The organism is Streptomyces sp. NPDC047841, from assembly GCF_040704085.1.
GTDB lineage: Bacteria > Actinomycetota > Actinomycetes > Streptomycetales > Streptomycetaceae > Streptomyces > Streptomyces argyrophylli.
In genome coordinates, this window is record NZ_JBEYRP010000020.1 from 130,292 (window position 1) to 153,935 (window position 23,644).

Annotated in this window: 21 protein-coding genes; all 21 read right to left on the bottom strand. The window is 73.4% G+C overall.

The window, feature by feature from the left end; genetic code table 11:
* Positions 1–2: 2 nt before the first annotated feature.
* A complete protein-coding gene (locus AB0947_RS30730; protein WP_366753615.1) occupies positions 3–1,154 on the bottom strand; it encodes a sugar phosphate isomerase/epimerase family protein in 1,152 nt (383 codons plus the stop codon).
* Positions 1,151–2,566 (bottom strand): nucleotide pyrophosphatase/phosphodiesterase family protein, encoded by a 1,416-nt coding sequence (locus tag AB0947_RS30735; RefSeq protein ID WP_366753616.1) that lies wholly within the window; start codon positions 2,564–2,566, stop codon positions 1,151–1,153. Before AB0947_RS30735 ends, AB0947_RS30730 begins: the two co-directional genes overlap by 4 nt.
* Complete coding sequence (eboE, locus tag AB0947_RS30740) at positions 2,563–3,732, bottom strand: metabolite traffic protein EboE (RefSeq protein WP_366753617.1); 1,170 nt, start codon at positions 3,730–3,732, stop codon at positions 2,563–2,565. The genes AB0947_RS30735 and eboE overlap by 4 nt, the downstream gene beginning before the upstream one ends.
* Before the next feature lie 3 nt (positions 3,733–3,735).
* Positions 3,736–4,584 (bottom strand): TatD family hydrolase, encoded by an 849-nt coding sequence (locus AB0947_RS30745; protein ID WP_366753618.1) that lies wholly within the window; start codon positions 4,582–4,584, stop codon positions 3,736–3,738.
* Entirely contained in the window at positions 4,584–5,228 is a 645-nt protein-coding gene (locus AB0947_RS30750; RefSeq protein ID WP_366753619.1) for an EboA domain-containing protein, read from the bottom strand. Before AB0947_RS30750 ends, AB0947_RS30745 begins: the two co-directional genes overlap by 1 nt.
* Positions 5,225–6,106 carry a sugar phosphate isomerase/epimerase family protein gene (locus AB0947_RS30755; RefSeq protein ID WP_366753620.1) on the bottom strand — a complete coding sequence of 294 codons (882 nt, stop codon included), beginning with the start codon at positions 6,104–6,106 and terminating at the stop codon, positions 5,225–5,227. The genes AB0947_RS30750 and AB0947_RS30755 overlap by 4 nt, the downstream gene beginning before the upstream one ends.
* Complete coding sequence (locus tag AB0947_RS30760) at positions 6,103–6,516, bottom strand: hypothetical protein (RefSeq protein WP_366753621.1); 414 nt, start codon at positions 6,514–6,516, stop codon at positions 6,103–6,105. Before AB0947_RS30760 ends, AB0947_RS30755 begins: the two co-directional genes overlap by 4 nt.
* On the bottom strand, positions 6,513–7,403 hold the full coding sequence (locus tag AB0947_RS30765; protein ID WP_366753622.1) for an SCO3242 family prenyltransferase: 891 nt from the start codon (positions 7,401–7,403) through the stop codon (positions 6,513–6,515). The genes AB0947_RS30760 and AB0947_RS30765 overlap by 4 nt, the downstream gene beginning before the upstream one ends.
* Complete coding sequence (locus AB0947_RS30770; RefSeq protein ID WP_366753623.1) at positions 7,400–8,524, bottom strand: inositol-3-phosphate synthase; 1,125 nt, start codon at positions 8,522–8,524, stop codon at positions 7,400–7,402. The genes AB0947_RS30765 and AB0947_RS30770 overlap by 4 nt, the downstream gene beginning before the upstream one ends.
* Positions 8,525–8,647: 123 nt before the next feature.
* Positions 8,648–9,976, bottom strand: a complete 1,329-nt coding sequence (locus tag AB0947_RS30775) for a ThuA domain-containing protein (protein ID WP_366753624.1) — start codon at positions 9,974–9,976, stop codon at positions 8,648–8,650.
* Between the two features lie 12 nt (positions 9,977–9,988).
* Positions 9,989–12,475, bottom strand: a complete 2,487-nt coding sequence (locus tag AB0947_RS30780; protein WP_366753625.1) for a PQQ-dependent sugar dehydrogenase — start codon at positions 12,473–12,475, stop codon at positions 9,989–9,991.
* Positions 12,476–12,569: 94 nt separating this feature from the next.
* Positions 12,570–13,568: a sugar phosphate isomerase/epimerase family protein gene (locus AB0947_RS30785; protein WP_366753626.1), complete on the bottom strand. Its 999-nt coding sequence runs from the start codon at positions 13,566–13,568 to the stop codon at positions 12,570–12,572.
* A 14-nt stretch (positions 13,569–13,582) separates the two neighbouring features.
* The gene (locus tag AB0947_RS30790) at positions 13,583–14,866 is read right to left on the bottom strand and encodes a Gfo/Idh/MocA family oxidoreductase (RefSeq protein WP_366753627.1); all 1,284 of its coding nucleotides are present in this window, start codon (positions 14,864–14,866) and stop codon (positions 13,583–13,585) included.
* 70 nt (positions 14,867–14,936) lie between these two features.
* Positions 14,937–15,977, bottom strand: a complete 1,041-nt coding sequence (locus AB0947_RS30795; RefSeq protein ID WP_366753628.1) for a substrate-binding domain-containing protein — start codon at positions 15,975–15,977, stop codon at positions 14,937–14,939.
* Between the two features lie 17 nt (positions 15,978–15,994).
* Positions 15,995–17,011 (bottom strand): ABC transporter permease, encoded by a 1,017-nt coding sequence (locus AB0947_RS30800; protein WP_366753629.1) that lies wholly within the window; start codon positions 17,009–17,011, stop codon positions 15,995–15,997.
* Positions 17,008–18,525, bottom strand: a complete 1,518-nt coding sequence (locus AB0947_RS30805) for a sugar ABC transporter ATP-binding protein (RefSeq protein ID WP_366753630.1) — start codon at positions 18,523–18,525, stop codon at positions 17,008–17,010. Before AB0947_RS30805 ends, AB0947_RS30800 begins: the two co-directional genes overlap by 4 nt.
* 252 nt (positions 18,526–18,777) lie before the next feature.
* Positions 18,778–19,959 carry an ROK family protein gene (locus AB0947_RS30810; RefSeq protein ID WP_366753631.1) on the bottom strand — a complete coding sequence of 394 codons (1,182 nt, stop codon included), beginning with the start codon at positions 19,957–19,959 and terminating at the stop codon, positions 18,778–18,780.
* 143 nt (positions 19,960–20,102) lie between these two features.
* Complete coding sequence (locus AB0947_RS30815) at positions 20,103–21,404, bottom strand: phosphatase PAP2 family protein (RefSeq protein ID WP_366753632.1); 1,302 nt, start codon at positions 21,402–21,404, stop codon at positions 20,103–20,105.
* Positions 21,405–21,611: 207 nt separating this feature from the next.
* Positions 21,612–22,424, bottom strand: a complete 813-nt coding sequence (locus AB0947_RS30820) for a restriction endonuclease (RefSeq protein WP_366753633.1) — start codon at positions 22,422–22,424, stop codon at positions 21,612–21,614.
* Positions 22,425–22,626: 202 nt separating this feature from the next.
* Positions 22,627–23,121 (bottom strand): MaoC family dehydratase, encoded by a 495-nt coding sequence (locus AB0947_RS30825; protein ID WP_366753634.1) that lies wholly within the window; start codon positions 23,119–23,121, stop codon positions 22,627–22,629.
* A 160-nt stretch (positions 23,122–23,281) separates the two neighbouring features.
* Positions 23,282–23,644: NAD(P)H-dependent oxidoreductase (locus AB0947_RS30830; protein WP_366753635.1), on the bottom strand; the 363-nt coding region annotated here is incomplete at its 5' end.

Here is a 23,644-nt window from a genome sequence, read left to right on the forward strand (position 1 = left end):
GGTCAGCGGCGCAGTGCCGCCAGGTTGCGGTAGCCGATGGCCGCGTGCTCCAGGGACTGGGCCGGGTTGGCCGTGCTCGGGGCGTTGTCCTGCTCGACCATCGGGTTGTGGTAGTTGCGGTGGCCCACGCGGGAGAAGAACGTCGTGTAGTCGATGACCCCGGTGCCGAACGGGACCATGTCGTACCCCATGCCGTTCGTCGTGTTCACGGTGCCGTCCTTGGCGTGGAAGAGCGGGTACCGCTTGTCGTGGCAGGTGACCAGGCCCGCCGGGTCGAAGACGTTCGTGCGCGTGGAGCCGTCGTGGGCGGTGTAGGTGCGGAACTTGTACTGGGCCACGTGCGCCCAGAAGACGTCCATCTCCAGCCAGACCAGCTTCGGGTCGGTGACGGACAGGAAGTACTCCAGCTTGCGGACGCCGGAGCTGCGGGTCGGCCTGCCCTGGGCGTCCAGCGGGCCGCCGTCCAGCAGGAAGTCGTAGGCGGCGTCGTGGTTGTGGGTGTACAGCTTCAGGCCCGCGTGGCGGGCGATCTCCCCGAGGGCGTTCCACTTGTCGGCGGCCACGTCCCAGTCCGCCTTGTAGCGGCTGCTGGTGGGGTCGGCGCCGGTGCCCATGTGCGCCATGCCGAGGATGTTCGCGATCTCCAGGTGCTTCTTGAAGGTGTCCAGATCGGCGCTGGTCAGCGGCCAGGAACCGGGGATGAAGCCGTGGTTGCCCTGGGCGCGCAGGCCGGCGTCGTCGAGCCAGCGGCGCAGCAGTTTCGCGCCCTGGACGGACTCCAGGTTCGCCCCGCCGGGCGCGTTCGCGTGCTGGCCGTAGCCGGCGAACTCCACCTGGCGGTAGCCGAACCGGGCCAGCTGCTCGAACACGGCGCGGAAGCCCGACGGCAGCGAGGTGGACAGCGGGTCCCGGCCGACGGCGTCGCGGACGGTGTAGAGGATGATGCCGCGCTTGTCCTCGGGCACCAGGGCCTGGCCCTTGCCGCCGGCCGCGGCCCGGGGAGCGGCCTGGGGCGCCGCCTGGACGGGTGCGGCGCCGAGGACGGGGGCGGCGACGGCGCCGGCCGCGACGGCGGTGCAGGTGCTCAGGAAGCGGCGGCGGCCGATGCCGAGGCTGCGGCGCAGGTCTTCGTCGGTGTGCTGGCTGATGTTCACGGGTGCCTCTCTCTGGACGGGTCGTCGGCGGTGAGACCGGCGAGGTGCAGCAGGAGCGGTTTCACGTCGGTGGCCGCGATGCGGTCGCCGACGGCGCGGGGGGTGGAGCACAACAGGAGCGGACCGTCGTCGTCGCTCGCGGGGAGGCGGCCGTGGCTGCCCCGGATCGGTGAGGGGTCGAGGGGGACGACCGCCATGCGGTAGCGCAGGCCGAGCTTCTTGCGGGCCAGCGCCGTCGCCGCCCTGACCTTCACATAGGGGTCCTCGGGGTCCATGAACAGCTCGACCGGGTCGTAGCCGGGCTTGCGGTGGATCTCCACGAGGGGCGCGAAGTCGGGAGCGCGGGCGTCGTCCAGCCAGTAGTAGTACGTGAACCAGGCGTCCGGTTCCGCGACGGCGACGAGCTCGCCGGAGCGCGGATGGTCGAGGTGGTGGGCCTTCTTGCCCTCGTCGTCCAGGAGGTGTTCGATGCCGGGCAGGCCGTCGAGGGCGGCGCGGGTGGCCGCCAGGTCCTCGGGGCGGCGGACGTACACGTGGGCGATCTGGTGGTCGGCCACCGCGAAGGCGCGGGACGCCATCGGGTCCAGGTACTCCATGCCGTCCTGGGTGTGGACCTCCAGCAGGCCGGCGCGGCGCAGGGCGCGGTTGATGTCGACGGGCCGGCTCACCGGGGTGATGCCGTACTCGGACAGCACCACGACGGTACGGCCCTCGGCGCGGGCGTCGTCCAGCAGCGGGGCCAGGGCCGCGTCGAGGCCGGCGGCGGCCTTCAGGGAGCGCGGGTCGTCCGGGCCGTGGCGCTGCAGGTCGTAGTCGAGGTGCGGCAGGTAGCAGAGAGTCAGGTCGGGCTGCCGGGTGCGCAGGACGTGCCGGGTGGCGTCGATGATCCACTGACTGGACACCAGGTCCGCGCCCGGTCCCCAGAAGCGGAACAGCGGGAAGGTGCCGAGCCTGTCGGTGAGTTCGTCGTGCAGGGCCGGCGGCCGGGTGTAGCAGTCGGGCTCCTTGCGGCCGTCGGCGTAGTAGACGGGCCGCGGGGTGACGGTGATGTCGGTGTCGGCGCCCATCGCGTACCACCAGCAGATGTTGGCGACCGTGTAGCCGGGGTGGGCGCGGCGGGCGGCGTCCCACAGCTTGTCCCCGGCGACCAGGCCGTTGTGCTGGCGCCACAGCAGCACCTCGCCGAGCTCCCGGAAGTACCAGCCGTTGCCGACGATGCCGTGCTCGGCGGGGAGCGCGCCGGTGAGGAAGGTGGACTGGGCGGCACAGGTGACCGCCGGCAGCACGGTGCCGAGGTGCGCCCGGGAACCCGCGGCGGCCAGGGCCTCCAGGTGGGGCATGTGCGCCAGGAGGCGGGGGGTGAGGCCGACCACGTCGAGGACGAGGAGCGGGGTGGGGGTCCGCTCGGTCATGGCAGCTCCTTCAGGCCCAGGTCGGTCAACAGGTCACGGGCGAGGGCAAGTTCGGCGGCGATGCCGTCGGCGAGCCGGTCCCGGCCGCGCGGGCGCAGGCCGGGCGGGAGCGCCTGCCAGGTGTACGTCTCGACCTCCAGGTGCCGGGTGAGCGGGCGCGGCCCGCCGACGAGCCGGGCGAGGGCCGCGCGGAGCACGGGGAGGGTGCTGGTCAGCGGCGCGGTGGGGGACGCGTGCAGCGGGACGTGGAAGTGGGCGCGCCAGGGCGCGTCCGCCGGCAGCGGCCCGCCGGCCAGGGCCTCGGGCAGGTCGTCGGTGCCGCGCACCCCGGCGCCGGTGAGCGCGCGGGTCTGGTGCAGGAAGCGCGGCTCCGCGAAGCCGGCGAGCGCGGTACGCACCTCGGGCCGGCCGGGGTGCTCGGCGTGCAGCGCGGCCGACAGCTGTGCCTTCACCACCGGCACCGGGGACGCGGCGAGCGTGTCCAGCGCGGCCGCCGGGTCCTCGAACGAGGTGGCCAGATGGCAGGTGTCGACGCAGACGCCGACGCGGGGGTGGCCGACGGCGCCGAGCGGTGCCAGGGCGTCCGCCGTGGTCTCGATGATGCAGCCCGGCTCCGGTTCCAGGCCGACGCGGACCGAGCGGCCGGTCAGCTCCGCCAGCGAGTCCAGGCGCTGCCCGAGGGTGCGCAGCGCCGCCCGGCCCGCCGCGGCGCGGTCGGCGCTCCAGGTGGTGCGCCAGCCGAGCGGCAGGGTGGAGACGCTGCCCTCGGTGACGTCGTCGGGCAGCAGCGCGGCCAGGACACGGGCGAGCGCGGTGGTGTACTCCAGACGCTCGCGGTCCGCCCAGTCGGGCTTGTACACGCGGTACTTGACCTCGTCGGCACCGAAGCCCTCGTACGGGAAGCCGTTGAGGGTGACGACCTCCAGACCGCGCCGGTCGAGTTCCCGCCGCAGGGCTCGCAGCGCGGCCGGGTCGGTGTCCACCGCGCGGGCCGCGTCATGGGCGAGCCACAGGCCGATGCCGAGCCGGTCGCGGCCGAGCCGGCGCCGGACGGGCTCGCAGTGGTCGCGCAGCTGGGCGAGGACGCCGTCGAGGGTCTCGGCGGGGTGGACGTTGGTGCAGTAGGCGAGGTGGACGGTCGTACCGTCCGGGTGGCGGAAGCGCATCGCTCACTCCCCGCCGCGCAGCAGGGAGTTGCCCTCGTGGGTGGGCTCGGGCGGGACGACCTCCAGTTCCAGCCGACCGCTCATGCCGTAGAACGCGACCGGGTTGCGCCACAGCACCCGGTCGACGTCGTCCTCGGTGAAGCCCTCGGCCAGCATCAGGTCGGCCACCCGGCGGGTCTTCAGCGGGTCGCTGCGGCCCCAGTCGGCGGCCGAGTTCACCAGGACCTTCTCGGGGCCGTAGGCGCGCAGGATCGCCACCATCCGCCGCTCGTCCATCTTGGTGTCCGGGTAGACGGAGAAACCGAGCCAGCAGCCGCTGTCCTTGGCCTCCCGCACGGTCGTCTCGTTGAGGTGGTCGACCAGGACCCGGTCGACGGGCAGGGCGGACTCGCGGACGACGTCGAGCGTGCGGCGCAGACCGGCGAGCTTGTCGCGGTGCGGGGTGTGCACCAGCGCGGGCAGGCCGTGGTCCGCGGCGAGCTGGAGCTGGGCGGCGAGGGCCTTGTCCTCGGCCGGGGTCATCGCGTCGTACCCGATCTCGCCCACCGCCACGACCTGGTCCTTGACGAGGTAGCGCGGCAGCTCGTCCAGGACGGGGGCGCAGCGCGGGTCGTTGGCCTCCTTCGGGTTAAGGGCGAGCGTGCAGTGATGGGCGATGCCGTACTGGGCCGCGCGGAACGGCTCCCAGCCCAGCAGCGAGTCGAAGTAGTCGAGGAAGGAGGCGGGGGAGGTGCGGGGCTGGCCCAGCCAGAACGACGGCTCGACCACCGCGCGGACCCCCGCGTCGCGCAGGGCCTCGTAGTCGTCCGTGGTCCGTGACGTCATGTGGATGTGCGGGTCGAACAGGCGCATCAGGAGACCTCCTTGCCGGACTCCGCGGTGGCGTGCGCGAGCACGCGGTACAGGCCGTCGGGGACGGGGCGGCCGGCCGCCGTGCGCTCGGCCGCGAAGTCGGTGAGCATCCGGGCGAGTTCGGCGTCGCCGCGGGCCCGCTCGGCGAGACCGGCCACCGCCTCCACGGGGACGCCGGTGAACAGGCACTTCAGTACGGCCTGCCGCCAGCCGTGGGCGTCGAGGTGGCGGGCCGCGTAGGGGCCCACGGCGACGGCGAGCAGCCGGGTGTCGTTCGTGCGCAGGGCGTCCTCGACGAGGGGCAGCGCGTCGGGGCCGGGGACGAGGTGGGGCAGGGCGAGCAGCACGGCCCGCCGTTCGGCGGCGGTGCCCTGCCGGTAGACGCGGGTGACGGCGGCGAGGCCGGCGTGGGCCGTGCACAGGATCAGGACACGGGCGGCGTCGGCGTGCCGGCTGCCGCAGCGCCGGCCGGCCTCGGCCAGCCGCAGCTCCCAGGCGGAGATCGGGCCGTGTCCGCCGGGGTGGTCGGCGGCCTCGGCCAGCGCTCCGCGCAGCCAGGCGCGCGCGGGCGGTTCGAGGTGGGCTTCGAGGTGGTCGCGCAGCGCGTCGGGCGAGGGCGCCGCGGCGGCGGTCGAACGGGTCACGGGGTGCTCCCTTCGTGCACGGTGGCCGGGGTACGGGCGCTCGCGCGGCGCAGGAACGGCAGGGAGGCGGCGGCGTGGTGCGGGCCGGCGTGGGAGTGGCGGGGCAGCTCCACGACCGTCAGGCCCCGGTAACCGGTGGCCGCGAGCGCCGCGAGGACGGGCGGGAAGTCGATCTCGCCCTCGCCGAACGGGAGGTGGTCGTGCACGCCCCGCCGCATGTCCTCGATCTGCACGTGCCGCAGCCAGGGCGCGGCGGCGCGTACGCAGTCGGCGGGCGGCAGCGGCTCCAGGCACTGGCAGTGGCCGATGTCGAGGGTGAGGCCGAGCGCGGGCCGGTCGCCGAGGAGGCGGCGCAGGTGGTGGAAGTCGGCGAGGGTCGCGAGGAGGTGGCCGGGTTCGGGCTCGACGGCGAGGGGCACGCCGGCGGCCTCGGCGGCGTCGAGGACGGGGGAGAGGGAGACGGCGAGCCGCTCCCACGCGGGGGCCGGGCCCGGATCGGTCGGCGGAACGATTCCGCTGAAGCAGTGCACGGCCGTGGCACCGAGGTCGGCGGCCACCCGCACCGCCCGCAGCAGCAGGTCCACGCGCCGGGCACGGGCCTCGGGGTCCGGGTCCAGCAGCGAGGGACCGTGTTTGCGGCGCGGGTCGAGGACGTACCGGGCGCCGGTCTCCACGGCCACGTCGAGCCCCAGCCCGGCCAGCCGCCGGGCCACCCGCCGGGTGCGGCCGGCGAGGCCGGGGGCGAGCGGGTCGAGGTGCATGTGGTCGAGGGTCAGCCCGACACCGTCGTACCCGAGGTCGGCCAGCAGGGCGAGGGCGTCGTCCAGCCGGAGATCGGCGAGACCGTTGGTGCCGTAGCCGAAGCGCGGGGGGTTCACGCGGGGCTCCCTTCCACGACCGGCGGCCCCATGCGACACGCCTCTTCCTGGCCGCCCGGTCCCGGAGCCGTGGTGCGGATGCAGGCGGTGCCGGTTGCGCGCGTGTTGCCGGCCGAGCGGGTGGCTGGCGGGCCGGGTGGCGCCGTGACCGGGGCGGTGGTGCGGGTGCGGGTGCCGCTGCGGGCGCGGGCGGTGGCGGTGTTGGTGTGCTGGTGGGTGCGGGGTGGGTTCATGTGACGCTCACCCTTCTCGCCGTGCGGGCGGCCGGTGGGCCGGGGGACGGCGTGCCGGGGCGGTGGTGCCGGTTCGGGTGCGGGTGTTTCCGACCGCGTGAGGGTGGCCGGCGGGCGGGGCGCCGTGGCCTGGGCGGTGGCGGTGTTGGTGTGCTGGTGGGTGCGGGGCGGGTTCATGTGACGCTCACCCTTCTCGCCGTGCGGGCGGCCAGTGGGCCGAGGGCCGCCGTGAACAGGGCCGTCGCCCCGGCTCCGGCGCGGGCGGCGAGGGCGGCCTGGAGGGGGATCGTGGCGCGGATGCCGGCGCCGACCGCGCGCTGGGTGAGCGGGGGTGACGGGTTGAGGGAGGCGTGGAGGTAGGGGCGGGCCGCGGTCCCGGCGTAGCCGAGGGCGAGCGCGGTGGTGAGCGCGCGGCCGGGGAGCAGCCGGGTCACGGCGGCGGTGGCGGCCAGCGCGGCGAGCGGGGCGGTCGGGGAGCCGCCGCGGGTCTCCTGGCGCGAGACGGCCGTGACCGCGAGCGTGTGGGTGCCGAGCAGGGCCGCCGACGGCAGGGCCGGCCGGACGCGTCCGGCACCGGCGGCGGCGCCGAGCAGCAGGTCCAGGGCGCGGGCGGCGGCCATCGCGGCCGGGCCCGCCGGGGTCCGCTTGAGCAGCAGGTCGTACGACCACACGGTGGCCGCGAGCGGAGTGGCGACCGCCAGCGCCGGGCGCCCCGCGCGGGCGGCCAGGGCGAGCCCGGCGGCCGTGAGGGCACAGGCCGCGGTGAGGGCGGCGGCGGGGCGCACCCTGCCGGACGGCAGGGGCCGGTGCGGGCGCTCCACGGCGTCCTCGGCGCGGTCGGCCCAGTCGTTCAGCGCCATACCGGCCTCGTACAGGCACACCGACGAACCGATGGCGAGCAGGCTCGCGCGCCCCGGCCGGGCGCCCGCGGCCGCCGCTCCGGCGAGCGCGTCCCCGGGAACGGTGAACAGGGCGGGCAGCCGCAGCAGTTCGGCCCACGCCCGCAGCCGCCGCCCGCCCGGTGTTGGGGTGCCGTCGCGGCCGGTGCCGGGCCGGCGGCTCACTGCGGGGTTCCCAGTTCGCGGGCGAAGCGCTGGAGCGCGGTGTACTGGTCGGCCAGGGCGGCCGGTGCGCCGCCCACCGGGTCCTTGAAGTAGAAGGCCAGGTCGGTGAGCGGGCCGGCGCGGCCGGTCTCGTGGGCGCGGGCCGTCAGCCGGGCCAGGTCCAGGACGAGGGGCGCCGCCAGGGCCGAGTCGCAGCCCTGCCAGATGGTCTGCAGGACCATGCGGGTGCCGAGGAAGCCGTCGAAGGCGATGTGGTCCCACGCGGTCTTCCAGTCGCCGAGCGCCGGTACGTCGTCGATGTGGACCTCGCCCTCGGGGACCGTGCCGAGGGTGTCGGCGAGGACCCGCTCCTTGCCGGCGTTCTTCGCCGCGGCGGCGGCCGGGTCAGCGAGCGCGGCGCCGTCCCCGCCCCCGAGGAGGTTGGTCCCGGACCAGGCCCGCACGGCGAGCGCCCGCTGGGCGAACATCGGGCCGAGCGCGCTGCGCAGCAGCGTCTGCCCGGTCTTGCCGTCCCGGCCGGCGTGGGGCAGCCCGCTGGAGGCCGCGAGGGCGGCGAGCGCGGGGTGGTGCAGTCCGGTCGAGGGGGTGAAGTTGACGTACGGGCAGCCGGCGCGCAGGGCGGCCGCCGCGTAGAGGGAGCTGGGCGGCAGCTCCGTCCCGGTCGCGGCCGGTTCCGTGGAGGCGACGTTCACCACCACCGCACGGGCCAGGCCGTGCCGTCGGACGAAGCCGCGCAGGTCCTCGGCGAAGGCGGTGATCAGTTCCTCCGCGGTGCGGGTGTCGCCGGGAAGGGGGCCGCCAGGCTTGATCTCCCGGTCCGCGGCGGCGAGTTCGGCGGCGACGGCCGGGGGGAGGCCGGGCGGGAGGACGCCGCCGGCGGCGAGCTGTTCGGCCCGCTTGGGCAGGGGGCAGTCCGTGGTGTCATGGCCGCCGAAGACCAGGGACGACAGCGCGGGCAGGCCGCTTCCCGCGAACGCCGGGCCCTCGGTGACCAGGCCCGTCGGCGGGTGCAGGCCCGCCGTCAGCGCGGCGCAGCCCGCGACGACGCTGGTGGCGACGGAGCCGCGGGCGCCGATCAGCCAGACGCCGGCACGCGGGGAACGGGCGGGGGGCGCGGACATGGGCAGCCTCCTTGTCGAGCGCGGACACCGCAAGCGGTGGGGATGAACGCCGTGCGTGGGGGGTTCGGGCGTGCGGAGGTGGTGACGGCGGGCGGGAGTCCGGCGTCTCCCGCCCGCCGCCGTTCAGTGGCCCTTGGCGGGCAGTTCCCTGATCCGGATGTCGCGGAAGGACACCTCGTCACCGGCTCCGTGGTTCTGGATGCCGATGTGCCCGTCGGTGAGGCTCCGGGCCGGATCGGTGTTGGTGAAATCGTTGATCTTCACGCCGTTGAGCCAGATCCGCAGGCGTTCGCCCTGGACCCGGATCTCGTACGTGTTCCACTCTCCCGGCGGGTTCAGCGCACGGTCGCGCTTCTTCAGGTCGGCGGAGCGGAAGCCGTAGACGGACCCGGTGGTCTTCTCCGGGACGTCGGTGGCGTCGATCTGGATCTCGTAGCCGTTGTCCACGGCCGACCACGGGTCGTCCGAGGGCGGGAAGCCCACGAACACGCCCGAGTTGTCGTCGCCGGCCGCCTTCCAGTCGAGCTTCAGGGAGTACGACCCGAAGCTGCGGCCGGCGTACCAGAGCAGGCCCATCCCGCCGGACGAGGTGAGCGTGCCGTCGTCGGACAGGGTGAAGGAGCCGGGGCCCGCCTGCCGCCAGCCGTCGAGGGAGTCACCGTCGAACAGGCTGGTGTATCCGCTCTCCGGCCGGCAGTCGGCCTGGGCGGCGCCGATGGCGTACCGGATGCCGCCCAGCAGGTGCCGGCGGAACTCCGGGTCCGCGTACGACTCCTTGGTGTGGCCGCCGCCGGTGTAGAAGGCCCGGCCGCCCTGGTACTCCTGGCACCAGGCGATCGGATGGTCGCCGTTCATGGTGCCGCCGGTGTACGACGACTCGTCGAGCGAGGCGAGGACGTGGGCCCGGTCCCGGGGGTTGGAGCGGTAGTTGTACCACTCGTCGGTCCGGTTCCAGGTCCGCGCCAGCCCCGAGGTCGCCGGGTGGGCGCGGTCCTCGACCCGCACGGTGGCCGGCTGGATCGCCGGGTGCGACTGGAAGTACGCGCCGGCGAGGCCGCCGTAGAACGCCCAGTCGTACTCGGTGTCGGCCGCCGCGTGGACGCCGACGTAGCCGCCGCCGCGGTGGACGTAGTCCTCGAACGCCGCCTGCTGGGCGCTGTCGAGGACGTCCCCGGTGGTCGACAGGAACACCACGGCGTCGTAGCGCCGCAGGGTGGACCGGGTGAACGCGCCCGCGTCCTCGGTGGCGTCGACCGTGAAGCCGCCGCTCGCGCCGAGCTGCCGCACCGCGGCCACGCCCTCGGGGATCGAATCGTGCCGGAAGCCGGCCGTCTTGGAGAAGACCAGCACCCGCTTGGCGCCGTCCGTGCCGTCCGTGCCGTGCGAGGCGGCCGGTGCCGCGGCGCAGCCGAGGAGCAGCGCGGCCGTCGCGACGGCGGTCACTGTGCGCATGTGCCGCTCCTCTCAGCCGGTGGTGAAGGTGAAGTCGTCGACGTCGAACAGGGCTCCGCTGCCGCCCTTGAACACCAGGTAGAGGGTGGTGGTGCCGCGCGGGGCGCGGGACAGGTCGGCCTGGACGTCCTGGAAGGTCTCCCAGCCGCCGGTCACCGGCACGGTCGCCTTGCCGAGCAGCGTGCCGCCCGCCGAGCCGGCCCGGACCTCCAGCGTGCCGCCCGCGCCGCCGGAGGAGACGCGCGCGGTGATCTTCTTGGCGTTGCCCAGGACGTACGGCGTGAAGGAGATCCAGTCGCCGTTGTCGATGTCACCGACGGTCTTGCCGCCGTGCGCCGTCTCCTTGGCGATCACCGAGACGCCGGAGCTGTCGCCGAAGTGCTCGGCCTGGCGGTGGCGGGGCTGGAGGACGCTCCGGTCGTGCGAGGTGAGCGCGGCCTGGCCGCCGCCTCCGTTGTCGGTGTACTCGGCGTTCAGCACGCCGAAGATGTTGGCGTCCTCGTCGTGGCCGCCGTCGGCGCTGGTCTGGATGGTGCCGGTGCAGCCGGTGGCCGAGGTGAGCGGGTGGCCGTGGGTGTCGTGGCCGAGGACGAAGGTGACCTTGACCTTGGCGCAGTCGATCCGGCGGCCGTCCTCGGGGTCGGTCACCTTCACGGTGAAGGGGACGGCGTCACCGAAGCTGAACAGCTGCCCGTCCTTCGGGGTCTGGAGCACCACCGTGGGCGCGGTGTTGCCGACGACGATCTGCACGCTGGCGCCGCCGGTGCGGCCCGAGGGGTCCTTCGCGGTCACGGTCGCGGTGTAGGTGCCGTTCTTGCGGTAGGTGTGCGTGGGGTTGGCGTCGGTCGACCGCGTCCCGTCGCCGAAGTCCCAGCTGTAGGTGAGCGCGTCGCCGTCCTGGTCGCTCGTGCCCTGCGAGGAGAACTGGACCTTCAGCGGCGCCTGGCCGGAGGTGCGGCTCGCCGCCGCCTGGGCGACGGGCGAGTGGCCGTCGGTGGCGTTCTCGATGCGGTACAGCGCCGAGTTCTCGTCGCCGCCGAACCAGGAGACGCCGTAGTCGAGGACGTACAGCGCGCCGTCGGGCCCGAACGCCATGTCCATCACCTGGGTGCCGGTCCACGGCACGTCCTTGATGGACCGCACGGTGCCGTCCGCGTCGCTGCTGATGCGCTTGATCCAGCGGCGGCCGAACTCACCGGCGAAGAAGTCGCCGTCGTAGGCCTCGGGGAACTTGACCGGCGAGTCGAGCGCGGGGTCGTAGTGGTAGACCGGGCCGCCCATCGGGGACTCGGAGCCGTCGCCGAACTCGGGGACCGACGGGCCGTTGTAGGGGATCCAGGCGGGCTGGGCCGGCGGAAGGTCGGTCAGGCCGGTGTTGTGCGGGGAGGTGTTCTTCGGGGCGGAGCAGTCGAAGGAGGCACCGGAGGCATTGGTCGCGAAGTCGTAGTCGACGTAGGCGTCGTTGGCGCCCGTGCAGTACGGCCAGCCGAAGTTGCCCGGCTTGGTCACCCGGGCGAACTCGACCTGGCCGGCCGGGCCGCGCTTCGGGTCGGCGGCGCCGGCGTCGGGGCCGTAGTCGCCGACGTAGAGGATGCCGGTCTCCTTGTCGACGCTGAAGCGGAACGGGTTGCGGAAGCCCATCGCGTAGATCTCGGGCCGGGTCTTGTCCGTCCCGGGCGGGAAGAGGTTGCCGTCGGGGATCGAGTAGGAGCCGTCGGCGCCGACCTTGATGCGCAGGATCTTGCCGCGCAGGTCGTTGGTGTTGCCGGCGGTGCGCTGGGCGTCGAAGCCGGGGTTGCGGTCCGCGCGCTCGTCGATCGGGGTGTAGCCGTCCGACTGGAAGGGGTTGGTGTCGTCGCCCGTCGACAGGTAGAGGTTGCCGGCCGCGTCGAAGTCGATGTCACCGCCGACGTGGCAGCACAGGCCGCGCGTGGTGGGGACGTCGAGGATCTTCTTCTCGCTGGCCGTGTCCAGGGTGCCGTCGGTGTTCAGCACGAAGCGGGAGAGGCGGTTGACGCCGTCGAAGGGGGCGAAGTCGGCGGCGGTTCCGGTCTCGGGCGCGTCGCCCGCCGGGGTGTTCAGCGGGGGCGCGTAGTAGAGGTAGATGAAACGGTTCGTCGTGAAGCCGGGGTCCACGCCGACGCCCTGGAGGCCCTCCTCGTCGTGGGAGTACACGGCGAGCTTGCCGGCGATCTTGGTGTTCCCGGCCGCGTCCGTCAGGCGCAGCTCGCCGTCACGCGAGGTGTGCAGGACCGAGCGGTCCGGGAGGACGGCGAGGGACATGGGCTCCCCGGTCTCCGCCTCGCCCTTGGCGAGGGTGACCTGCTGGAAGTCCTCGGCCGCCGCGGCCGGGTCCTGGCCGGCGACGGCTGCGCCGGCCTGGGGCGAGGTGAGGGTGAGGGTGGCGCCCGCGAGGAGCGCGCCGCCGAACAGGGCGAGCGCCTTGCGCAGGCGTGGTCTGCGGATTCCGGTGCGGGTGGTGCGATCGTTCCCGTGCACGAAAGGCCTCCAGAGTGGGGCTGGTTGTACGGGGCGGGTGAGTACGCCGGGACGCGCCGTCGTCCCGGAGCCGTGCATCAACCGACGCGGGACGTCAGTTGGCGAACGCCGCGTCGAACGAGGCCGACGGCGGCTCGAAGTCGTAGGCCTTCAGGCGGGACAGGGCCTCGGGAGCGCCCTGGAGCCGGTCCATCCCGGCGTCCTCCCACTCCACGGAGACGGGCCCGCCGTAGCCGATGGAGCGCAGCATCCGGAAGACGTCCTCCCAGGGCACGTCCCCGTGTCCGGCCGAGACGAAGTCCCAGCCGCGGCGCGGGTCCCCCCACGGCAGGTGGGAGCCGAGGCGCCCGTTGCGGCCGTCGAGGCGCCTGCGCGCCTCCTTGCAGTCCACGTGGTAGATCCGGTCGCGGAAGTCCCACAGGAAGCCGACCGGGTCGAGGTCCTGCCACACGAAGTGGGAGGGGTCGAAGTTCAGCCCGAAGGCGGGGCGGTGGCCGACCGCCTCCAGGGCGCGGTGGGTGGTCCAGTAGTCGTAGGCGATCTCGCTGGGGTGGACCTCGTGCGCGAACCGTACGCCCTCGGCGTCGAAGACGTCGAGGACCGGGTTCCAGCGGTCGGCGAAGTCCTCGTAGCCGCGCTCGATCATCGACTCGGGCGCGGGCGGGAACATGGCGACCAGGTGCCAGATCGCCGACCCGGTGAAGCCGACGACGGTGTCGACGCCGAAGGCCGCGGCGGCACGGGCGGTGTCCTTCATCCGGTCGGCCGCGCGCCGCCGTACGCCCTCCGGGTCGCCGTCGGCCCACACCGCGTCGGGCAGGATGGCCCGGTGCCGCTCGTCGATGATGGCGTCGCAGACCGCCTGGCCGACGAGATGGTTGGAGATCGCCCAGCACTTCAGGCCGTAGGAGTCGAGGAGCTGGTGCCGGGACTTCACGTAGTCGGGGTCGGCGAGGGCCTTGTCGACCTCGAAGTGGTCGCCCCAGCAGGCGAGTTCGAGGCCGTCGTAGCCGAAGTCGCGGGCGAGCCGGCAGACCTCGGCCAGGGGCAGGTCGGCCCACTGGCCGGTGAACAGCGTGAACGGGCGCGGCATGAGCGCGGCCTCCTTCAGCTCGCGACAGGCGTGTAGACGGAGTTCTTCTCGGCGCTCTCCTCCACCGCGGCCAGGACGCGCTGCACCTGGAGTCCGTCGGCGAAGGAGGGGTCGGGGCGGGTGCCCGCGGCGACGGCGTGGACCAGGTCGCGGGCCTGGTGGACGAAGGTGTGCTCGTAGCCGAGGCCGTGGCCCGGCGGCCACCAGGCGTCCAGGTACGGGTGCTCGGGCTCGGTGACGAGGATGCGGCGGAAGCCCGCCTCGGGGCCGGGCCCGGTGGCGTCGTGGAACCACAGCTCGTTCAGCCGCTCCAGGTCGAAGGCGAGCGAGCCGCGCTCCCCGTTGAGTTCGACGCGCAGGGCGTTCTTGCGGCCGGTGGCGTACCGGGTGGCCTCGAAGGCGGCGAGGGCACCGGAGGCGAACCGGCCGGTGAACACGGCGGCGTCGTCCACGGTCACCGTGCCGGTGCTCACCTGCGGGGTGCCCGTCGCGGACCCGGCCGCCAGACCGCGGCCCGGGCCGCCGGGCAGCGGGCGCTCCCGGACGAAGGTCTCCGTCAGCGCCGACACCCCGGCCAGCGGCTCGCCCGCCAGGTATTGGGCGAGGTCCACGATGTGCGCCCCCAGGTCCCCGAGCGCGCCGGAACCGGCGTGCTCCCTGCGCAGCCGCCAGGTCAGCGGGAAGGCGGGGTCGGCCAGCCAGTCCTGGAGGTACGTCACCCGGACGTGCCGCAGGGTGCCGAGCCGGCCACCGGCGATCATCCGGCGGGCGAGCGCGGTCGCGGGAACCCGGCGGTAGTTGAAGCCGACCATCGCCACCCGCCCGCGCCCGTACGCCTCTTCCGCGGCGCGCGTCATGGCCTCGGCCTCGGCGACGGTGTTCGCGAGGGGCTTCTCGCACAGCACGTGCTTGCCGGCGGCGAGCGCGGCCACCGCGATCTCGGCATGGCTGTCACCAGGGGTGCAGATGTCCACGAGGTCGACGTCGTCCCGGGCGATCAGCGCGCGCCAGTCGGTCTCCACGGCGGCCCAGCCGTGCCGCTCGGCCGCCGCCCGGGCGGCGGCGCCGTCCCGTCCGCAGAGCACGGCCAGCACCGGCCGGCGGGGCAGGTCGAAGACGTGGCCCACGGTACGCCAGCCCTGGGAGTGGGCGGCGCCCATGAAGGCGTAGCCGACCATGCCGACGCGCAGCGGCGGTCTCCCGGCTCCGGGGGCCCCGTCCGGTGCCGTCCCCGGTGCGGCCCCCGGGGCCCTCTCCGGTGCGGCCTCGGGGCCGGCTGACTGCTGCGGCTGTTCCATGCGCTCGTCCTCCTCGTCGTCGGGGCGCGTTCGTCGTGGCGCGGTGGGGGGTGCGGGCGGGCGGGCCGGCTCAGCGGAAGCCGGTGGGCATGTACCGGTCGACGTTGGTCTTGTCGACCACGGCCGAGTACAGGGTCAGGGACGCCGGGATCTCGAACTCGGCGAGACCGCCGACGCCCTTGCCCTGGCCGAGGGCGCGGGCCAGGTCGATGGCGGAGGCCGCCATGGTCGGCGGGTACAGGACGGTCGCCTTGAGCACGCCGTCGTCCTGCTTGATGGCCTGGAAGGCGGAGAGGGCGCCCGCGCCGCCGACCATCAGGAAGTCGTCCCGCCCGGCCTGCTGGATGGCCCGCAGCGCGCCCACGCCCTGGTCGTCGTCGTGGTTCCACAGGGCGTCGAACCTCCGCTGCGCCTGGAGCAGCTGGGCCATCTTGGCCTGACCGGACTCGACGGTGAACTCGGCCGCTTGCCGGGCCACCTTCTTGATGTTCGGGTAGTTCTTCAAGGCGTCGTCGAAGCCCTGGGTGCGCTGCTTGGTCAGCTCCAGGTTGTCCAGGCCGGCGAGTTCGACGACCCGGGCGTCCGGCTTGTCCTTGAGCTTCTCGCCGATGTAGTGCCCGGCGTTGAGCCCCATGCCGTAGTTGTCGCCGCCGATCCAGCAGCGGTAGGCCTGCGCGGAGTCGAAGACGCGGTCCAGGTTCACGACCGGGATGCCGGCGCGCATCGCCTTGAGGCCGACCTGGGTCAGGGCCTTTCCGTCGGCGGGCAGCACGACCAGGACGTCGACCTTCTTGTTGATCAGCGTCTCGATCTGGCCGATCTGCTGGGCGGTGTCGTTGGAGCCCTCGGTGATCTCCAGGGTGACGTCGGAGTACTTCTTCGCCCGGTTCTTGGCGTTGTCGTTGATGGCGTTCAGCCAGCCGTGGTCGGCCTGCGGTCCGGCGAAGCCGATGGTGACGTGCCTGCCGGGCTTGTCGTCGGCGGCCGGCTGCTCGTTCGCGGCCGTCTTCTCCTCCTTCGTCTCGTTGCTCGTGCAACCTGCGAGGAAGGCACCGGCGGAGACGGCGGCGGTCCCGAAGAGCAGTCCTCTGCGGCTCGTCAGCTGTGACATGGTGGTGAACCCTTTCCTCAGGTCGTGCTCGCGGTACGGCGCTGGACCAGGACGGCGGCGACGATGATCGCGCCCTTGGCGATCTGCTGGACGTCGCTCTGGAGGTTGTTCAGGGCGAAGATGTTCGTGATCGTCGTGAAGACCAGCACGCCGAGCACGGAGCCGGTGACGGTGCCGCGGCCCCCGCTGAGCAGGGTTCCACCGATGATGGCGGCCGCGATGGCGTCGAGTTCGTACAGGTTGCCGTTGGTGTTCTGGCCGGAGCCGGAGAGCACGATCAGCAGGAAGGCGGCGATGCCGCAGCACAGCCCGGACAGCAGGTACAGGTAGAGCCGCTGGCGGCGGACGTCGATGCCGGCGAGGCGGGCCGCCTCGGCGTTGCCGCCGACGGCGACCGTGCGCCGGCCGAAGGTCGTGCGGTTGAGCAGCAGCCAGCCGAGGACCGTCACGATCGCGAACACCAGGACCAGCGGCGGGACGCCGAGCACATAGGAGTCGCGCTCACCTAGGTTCAGGATGCCGTCGACGGTCACGATCTGCGTCTTGCCGTCGGTGAGTTGCAGGGCGAGACCGCGCGCCGACGCCAGCATGGCGAGGGTGGCGATGAAGGGGACCATCCCGCCGTACGCGACGAGCAGTCCGTTGACGAGACCGCAGCCGAGGCCCACGACCACCGCCGTGAACAGGATTCCGGCGAAGCCGTACTCCTGCGTGGCGACCGTGGTCGCCCACACGGAGGCCAGGGCGACGATGGCGCCGACCGACAGGTCGATGCCGCCGGAGGTGATGACGAACGTCATGCCGACGGTGACCACGCCGATCACCGACGCCTGGGTCAGCACCAGTTGGAGGTTGCGGGTGTCGAGGAACTCGTCGGGCTTGGTGACGCCGCCGATGACGACCAGCGCGGCGAGCACCCCGAGCAGGGAGAGGGTGCGCAGGTCGGCGCGGGCCGGCAGGCCGCGCCAGACGGGGAGCCGGGCCGGCGGTGTCGGGCCGGCGGTGTCCCGGGGCGGGGAGACATGCTGCGTCATGACGCCGGGCTTCCTTCCATGACGAGGTCGAGGACTCGGTGTTCATCCAGCTCCTGGGCGGGCGCCGTGTGCACGACACGGCCCTCGCGGAGCACCAGTACGCGGTCGGCGAGGCCCAGCACCTCGGGCACCTCGCTGGAGACCAGCAGGACGGCCAGGCCCTCGTCCGCCAGCCGGCGCACCACCGCGTACAGTTCGGCGCGGGCGCCGACGTCGACGCCGCGGGTGGGCTCGTCCAGCAGCAGCACCCGGCAGCCGCACAGCAGCCAGCGGGCGAGCACGGCCTTCTGCTGGTTGCCGCCGGACAGGGTGCGCACCGGCACGTCCGGGTTGTCGGGGCGCAGCGACAGCTCCCGGGTCGCCGCCCGCGCGGCGCCGCGCTCGCCGCGCCGGTCGATCCAGCCGCCCCGCGAGAAGCGGGACAGGGACGACACCGACACGTTCCGCGTGACGGACTCCAGCATCAGCAGGGCCTGCGCCTTGCGCTCCTCGGGCGCGAGCCCTATCCCGGCGCGCACGGCGGCACGGACGCTCCCGGTGCGCAGCCTGCGCCCACCGACGACGACGTCGCCCGCGGTCGGCCGGCGCGCCCCGTAGACGGTCTCCAGGATCTCCGAGCGACCCGAGCCGACCAGGCCGGCGAGCCCGACGATCTCACCCGGGCGCAGATCGAGGTCGAACGGCGCGAACTCCCCGTCCCGGGCGAGGCCCCGCACCTGGAGGACGGGCTCGGCCTCCGGCGCCCGGGCGGGCCGCCCGGGGAAGACGTACTCCACGCTGCGGCCCGTCATCAGGGCGACGACGTCCCGGGTCGGCGTGGTCTTCGCGGGCAGCCCGCCGGCGACGGCCCGGCCGTCCTTGAGCACGGTCACCCGGTCGCCGATGCGGCGGATCTCCTCCAGCCGGTGCGAGATGTAGACGACGGCGACCCCGTCGGCGGTGAGATCGCCGACGATCCGGAAGAGGTTGTCGACCTCGTCGGGGTCGAGCGCGGCGGACGGTTCGTCCATCACGATGAGCCGTACGTCGTGGGACAGGGCCCGCGCCATCGACACGATCTGCTGCTGCGCCGCCGACAACTCCCCGACCAGACGGGCCGGATCGATCTCGGGATGCCCGAGCCGCTTCAGCAGCGCCGCCGTCGCGGCGCGCGCGGCCTTGACGCGGACGACGAACCCGGCGGCCGTCGGCTCGTGGCCGAGGTGGACGTTCTCCGCCACCGACAGGTGCTCCACCAGGTCGAGTTCCTGGTAGATGGTGGCGATGCCGAGGCGCATGGCCGCGATCGGGGAGCGCAGGGTGACCGGCTCGCCGCGCCAGTGGATGCCGCCGCCGTCCGGCTGGTGGGCGCCGGCCAGCACCTTGATGAGGGTGGACTTCCCGGCGCCGTTCTGGCCGAGCAGGCAGTGCACCTCCCCGGCCTGGACGTCGAGGTCGACGCCGTCCAGAGCGCGGACTCCGGGGAACGACTTGGTGATTCCGGACATGCTGAGCAGCGGTGGTTCTGGTGCCATGTGAGTCCCCTCGGCGGGCGTGCGGACCGGTGTCAGGGCGTAGCGGGGCGAGCGCCCTGCGGCCAGGGAGCGGCGTTACACGAGTAAGTTGAGTGGTGCGGCGGTGCGGGGGATGGGTCGCTGATGCGGGCCGGGTGCGTGGGCGGGCGGAACGGTGGTTCGCTCGCACGCACGGAACGCTGAGGTTCGCGCGGGCGGAACGCTGACGGGCTTGCGCGGGCGGGGTGGTGACGGGTGGCGCGGGTGGGGCGTCTACGCGGGTGAGAAGAGGTGGTCGCTGATCAGCCGGGCGGCGCCGATGACTCCGGCGCTCGGTCCCAGCTCTCCGAGGACGATGGGCAGGTTGCCGGTGGCCAGCGGCAGTGACTGGCGGTAGACCTGGGTGCGGATCGCGGCGAGCAGGGTGTGGCCGAGGCCGGTCACCCCGCCGCCGATCACCACCAGGCCCGGGTTGAAGAAGGACACGAGTCCGGCGATGACCTGGCCGACCCGGGTGCCGCCCTCACGGATCAGTTCGAGGGCGGTGGCGTCCCCCGCGGCGGCAGCGGCGGCGACGTCCACGGCGGTGAGGGTGCCGTTCGCCTCCAGCCGGGCCGCGAGTTCGGCGGACAGGCCCTGCCCGGCCGCGTGCACCGCGTCCCGGGCCAGGGCCGCGCCGCTGAAGTGTGCTTCCAGGCAGCCCCGGTTGCCGCAGGCGCAGGGCCGGCCGTCGGGCACCGCCTGGATGTGGCCGATGTCGCCGGCGCTTCCGGTGGTGCCCCGGTGCACCCGGCCGCCCGCGACGATGCCGCAGCCGATCCCGGTGCCGATCTTGACGCAGAGGAAGTCGGCCGTGGTACGGGCGACCCCCGCGTGCTGTTCTCCCATCGCCATGAGGTTCACGTCGTTGTCGACCATGACCGGGCAGCCGAGCTCCTGGCTGAGCGCCTCCCGGACGGGGAAGCCGTCCCAGCCGGGCATGATCGGCGGGGCGACCGGTACGCCCTCGGGGAAGCGGACCGGTCCGGGGACGCCGATGCCGGCGCCGTCGAAGCCCTCGGCGAGCCCCGCGGCCCTCAGCTTCCCCGCCAGGTCCAGGACCTGCTCGAAGACCGCTACCGGCCCCTCGCGCACGTCCATGGGCTGGTTGAGATGGCCGAGGATCTCCAGTTCCGGGGTGGTGACGGCGACGTCGACCGAGGTCGCGCCGATGTCGACACCGAGGAACCTGAGGTCCGGGTTGAGCCGGACGTTGTGGGAGCGCCGGCCACCGCGCGAGGCGGCGAGTCCGTCGGCCGCCACCAGGCCCGTCTCCAGCAGCCGGTCCACCTCCACGGCCAGCTTGGACCGCGACAGGTCGACCTGGTCGCCCAGCTGGGCCCGGGAGTTGGGGCCGCCGTCCCGCAGCAGCTTCAACAGGCGGGCCTGGTGCGCGTTGGCCGGTCGTGCCGTCATGCGTCTCACGTGCCCCTCCCCGCCCTTTGCGGCCACCAGTGTCGGGCTTTCGACAGGGAACGTAGCAGTGGCCGCCGAACCTGGGAAGAAGTTGTGCACGGATTCCCGGGAACTTCTTCCACTGAGAGGACAAAGAGCGTGGGCTAAGGGACGGCTCCCAGTTCCGGCTGCGGTTCCGGTTGCGGTAGGGGAGCGGGAGCGGGCTTCGGTTCCCACAGTGCGGTGGTCCGTACGAAGCCGTGGACCACCGAGAGCATCGCCAGCAGGAGAAGGGGGCCGAACAGCCACGGGTGCGCGGCCATTCGCACCGGCAGAAAGCGGTACGACAGCAGGAGCGCGGCGAATACCGCCGTACCGTGGGCGACCAGCTGGATTCCGGACCGGTCCCAGCCCCGGTCGTACGCGCGCAGCGCCGCCTCGATGGTGAGCGTGAACACCGCGCCGGCGATGAGATCGGCGCCGTAGTGGTAGCCGAATCCGAGTGTGGCGGTGAGCGTGGCGATCAGCCAGAACGTGCCCGCGTAGCGCAGGAAACGCGGTCCCTTGCGGGAGTGGACGAAGATCGCGGTGGCCCACGCCGTGTGCAGACTGGGCATGCAGTTGCGCGGGGTGATCCCGTCGAACGGTATGGGGTGCGGGGTACCGAGGGGCGACGGCGTGTCCGGCCACAGGGCGGCGACCGCCCAGTGCCCGCCGTCGGCGCCGTAGGCGAAGACCGGCCCGACCACCGGGAAGATCATGTAGATGGCCGGCCCGAGGAGCCCGATGACCAGGAACGTGCGCACCAGATGGTGGCGCGGGAAGCGGCGCTCGGCCGCCACGTGGCGCAGCTGGTACATCGCGACGACGACCGCGGCCACCGCGAGCTGGGCGTAGACGTAGTCGAGGGTGTGGGCGCCGACCGTGCCGGTGGCCCGGACGATCCGGCCCACCACCCACGACGGGTCGCCCAGCGCGTGGTCGGCGGTCGCGACGTACGGGTCGAGCACCGTCGGGCGGGTCTTCGACGTGATGAGGAGCCAGGTGTCGCCCGTCTTGCGGCCGGCCACCAGCAGCAGGCCCAGCCCGACGCCCTTGAGCAGCAGCAGGCGTTCGCTGCCGGTGCGGCGCGTGACCGCGATGACCGCGCAGCCCACGATGACCCACAACGCGCCGTTGCCGAAGGGATGGCCGCCGTCGGTCAGGTCGGCGCCGGCCGCCCACCGCGCCAGCAGGAAGACGACGTCGATGCCGATCGCCGCGCCGAGCGCGAGGAACCGTTCCCGCCAGGTGAGGACCACCATCGTCAACGCCATGCTGGCGTACAGCAGGAACCCCGATTTGGGCGGGAACACCAGTTCCCGCACCTGAGAGGTGACCGGCCCCGGCAGACCGTAGTGGCGCGCGGCGATCTCCAGCGCGACGAGGAACGCGAGGGTCACCACACCGGCCGTGGCCCAGAGCACCGTCCGGGGTCGACGCCACGCGGCGAACGAACTTCTGTTGTCTGGTGGCGGAATGACCCGCGATGCTCTAGATATCAATTGTTTGGCCGATGTGTTGGGTGTTGTGTGGTTTTCCGGCGAGGTCGGGCAATGAGGGCGTGCTTGTCGTGAGTTCGATCATGTTATCCGAGCGCCCGCGCCTTGTGGATGGGGAAGTGCCCCGCACGGTCAGCACGCGATGCCCGCTCCGTCCCACGGACTCGGCCCCGTACCGCGGCACCAGGCGTCCAGGGCGTCGCCGTCCACGCACACGATGCCGCACTGGCGCGCGTACTCGACAGCGGGCGTGGTGAAGTCGCTCGTGGTCACGACCGCCGCGACATCGGCCTCGTGGATGGTGAAACAGGTTCCGCCGAACCGCTGGAGGTCCTGCGAGCCGACCTTGTTGGCCGGACCGTACTGCTTGCACTGGATCACCACGCGCCGTCCGTCCGGGGTGAGCGCGGTGACGTCCGCCCCCAGGTCGCCGGCGCCGCCCACCACCTCCACCTCCCGGCACCCGTCACGGGCGCACAGGTCGGCTATGGCCTCCTCGAAACCGTCGGGCTCGAGCTCGGCGCAGTCCACCACACCGCCGGGGAACGCGGCCGTCTCCTCACCGGCCGTCTCCTCACCGGCCGGCTCCCCACCGGCCGTCTCCTCGCCTGCCGGCCACGCCGGTACGGCTGCCTCCGGGGCGGGCCGCGGTGGAACCGCCGCCTCCGCGGCCGGCCGCAGCGGAACGGCTGCCTCCGCGGCCGCTTCCTCCAGTGCGCGGGCGGTCCGGCGCGCGTACTTCGCGGCGGAGAACCGGCGCCACCTGGACCGGCCCGTCACGGCGGCGGCGATGCCGAGCACCGCCAGGACCCCGGCCCACAGCGGGCGCCGCTCCACCATGCCCGCGGCCGTCCGCACCACCAGCGCGAGGAGGCACAACAGGACCGCGAGCAGCAGGAAGAACAAGGCGGTCGTGCGCAGATCGAAACGTCGGTCGTTCCGCACACGTCGAACGGGGCGTATAGGTACGGACACGCGGGTTCCCTCCCGGACGGCGACGACAAAGGCCGGTCCTCTCCGGATGCCCGAGATCATCGAAAGATCGCACACCGCTCATGGCTCAGCCCTGGCCGGCGACCTCGCCGACCAGGGCTGTCCCCGCTACGGGAGCGACGGAGCCCGCCCCCGGCCCGGTGTCCGTCCGTGTCTAACCGCACCGGAGCAGGTACTTGTGCTGTCCGGACAGCACGAGTTCGCCGCGCTGGTTGTGGATGGTGGCCTGCGTCACCACGACACCGTCGTCGCCGCGCGGTTCCAGGCCGGTGATGGTGAGGGCCGGGTACAGGGTGTCCCCGGAGTGCACCTCGGCCAGGAACGTGCAGGACACCTCCAGGAATCTGATGAACACCTCACCGATGAAGTGGGGGAACAGCGTGGCGCCCGGCGCGGTGAACGCCAGCACCTGGAGGCCGTGCACCACCGGCGCGGAGTGCCCGTGCCGGCGCGCCCACTCGGCGTCGTAGTGCACCGGGTGGTTGTCCGCGGAGACCGTCTGGAAGGCCGCCGCGTGGGCGTCGGTCAGGGTCCGGCTGGGGGCCCGGAACACCTCGCCGACGTGCAGGTCCTCGAAGGTCCTGGGCGGGACGACGAGGAACGCGTCCGGGTCGAACCCGGTCGCCGGCGCCGTGTCCTGAGTGTCCATCGTGCTGTCCTCTCCGTCGTCTCTCTGGGGTGCGTCTTTCCGGTACGTCTTGCTGGTGCGTCTCTCGGGGTACGCGTGAGGGGCCCGGCTCACGGCGAGTCAGGTCACATGACTCCCGGCGTCGGCCTCGGCCGGTGCGGGGCGCGCTGCCGGGCCGGGGTCACCGGCCCCTGGTGCTCGGCACGGTGGGCGCGGGCGGGCGGAACTCGAAGGCCGGCTGGGCGGGGCGCGCGACCACCGGCGGTCCGCTCATCAGCGCGACGAGTTCCGCCGCGGCCCGGTCGGTCCTTTCGGCGAGTCCTTCGGCGCCCCAGTCCTCGGAGGCGGCGTAGACCCCGGTGGGGACGACGACGGCGCGGAGGTAGGCGAACAGCGGGCGCAGCGCGTGTTCCAGCACCAGCGAGTGCCGTCCGGTGCCGCCGGTGGCACCGATCAGGACCGGCTTGCCGGTCAGCGCGTCCTTGTCGAGCACGTCGAAGAAGGACTTGAACAGGCCGCTGTAGGAGGCGCTGAAGACCGGCGT

What these genes read in the sequence shown, in the direction of transcription:
- AB0947_RS30735 (WP_366753616.1), bottom strand. Translation starts at nt 2,566, where the DNA reads ATGACCGAGCGGACCCCCACCCCGCTCCTCGTCCTCGACGTGGTCGGC.
- eboE (WP_366753617.1), bottom strand. Translation starts at nt 3,732, where the DNA reads ATGCGCTTCCGCCACCCGGACGGTACGACCGTCCACCTCGCCTACTGC.
- AB0947_RS30745 (WP_366753618.1), bottom strand. Translation starts at nt 4,584, where the DNA reads ATGCGCCTGTTCGACCCGCACATCCACATGACGTCACGGACCACGGAC.
- AB0947_RS30760 (WP_366753621.1), bottom strand. Translation starts at nt 6,516, where the DNA reads ATGAACCCGCCCCGCACCCACCAGCACACCAACACCGCCACCGCCCAG.
- AB0947_RS30770 (WP_366753623.1), bottom strand. Translation starts at nt 8,524, where the DNA reads ATGTCCGCGCCCCCCGCCCGTTCCCCGCGTGCCGGCGTCTGGCTGATC.
- AB0947_RS30775 (WP_366753624.1), bottom strand. Translation starts at nt 9,976, where the DNA reads ATGCGCACAGTGACCGCCGTCGCGACGGCCGCGCTGCTCCTCGGCTGC.
- AB0947_RS30785 (WP_366753626.1), bottom strand. Translation starts at nt 13,568, where the DNA reads ATGCCGCGCCCGTTCACGCTGTTCACCGGCCAGTGGGCCGACCTGCCC.
- AB0947_RS30790 (WP_366753627.1), bottom strand. Translation starts at nt 14,866, where the DNA reads ATGGAACAGCCGCAGCAGTCAGCCGGCCCCGAGGCCGCACCGGAGAGG.
- AB0947_RS30795 (WP_366753628.1), bottom strand. Translation starts at nt 15,977, where the DNA reads ATGTCACAGCTGACGAGCCGCAGAGGACTGCTCTTCGGGACCGCCGCC.
- AB0947_RS30800 (WP_366753629.1), bottom strand. Translation starts at nt 17,011, where the DNA reads ATGACGCAGCATGTCTCCCCGCCCCGGGACACCGCCGGCCCGACACCG.
- AB0947_RS30805 (WP_366753630.1), bottom strand. Translation starts at nt 18,525, where the DNA reads ATGGCACCAGAACCACCGCTGCTCAGCATGTCCGGAATCACCAAGTCG.
- AB0947_RS30810 (WP_366753631.1), bottom strand. Translation starts at nt 19,959, where the DNA reads ATGACGGCACGACCGGCCAACGCGCACCAGGCCCGCCTGTTGAAGCTG.
- AB0947_RS30825 (WP_366753634.1), bottom strand. Translation starts at nt 23,121, where the DNA reads ATGGACACTCAGGACACGGCGCCGGCGACCGGGTTCGACCCGGACGCG.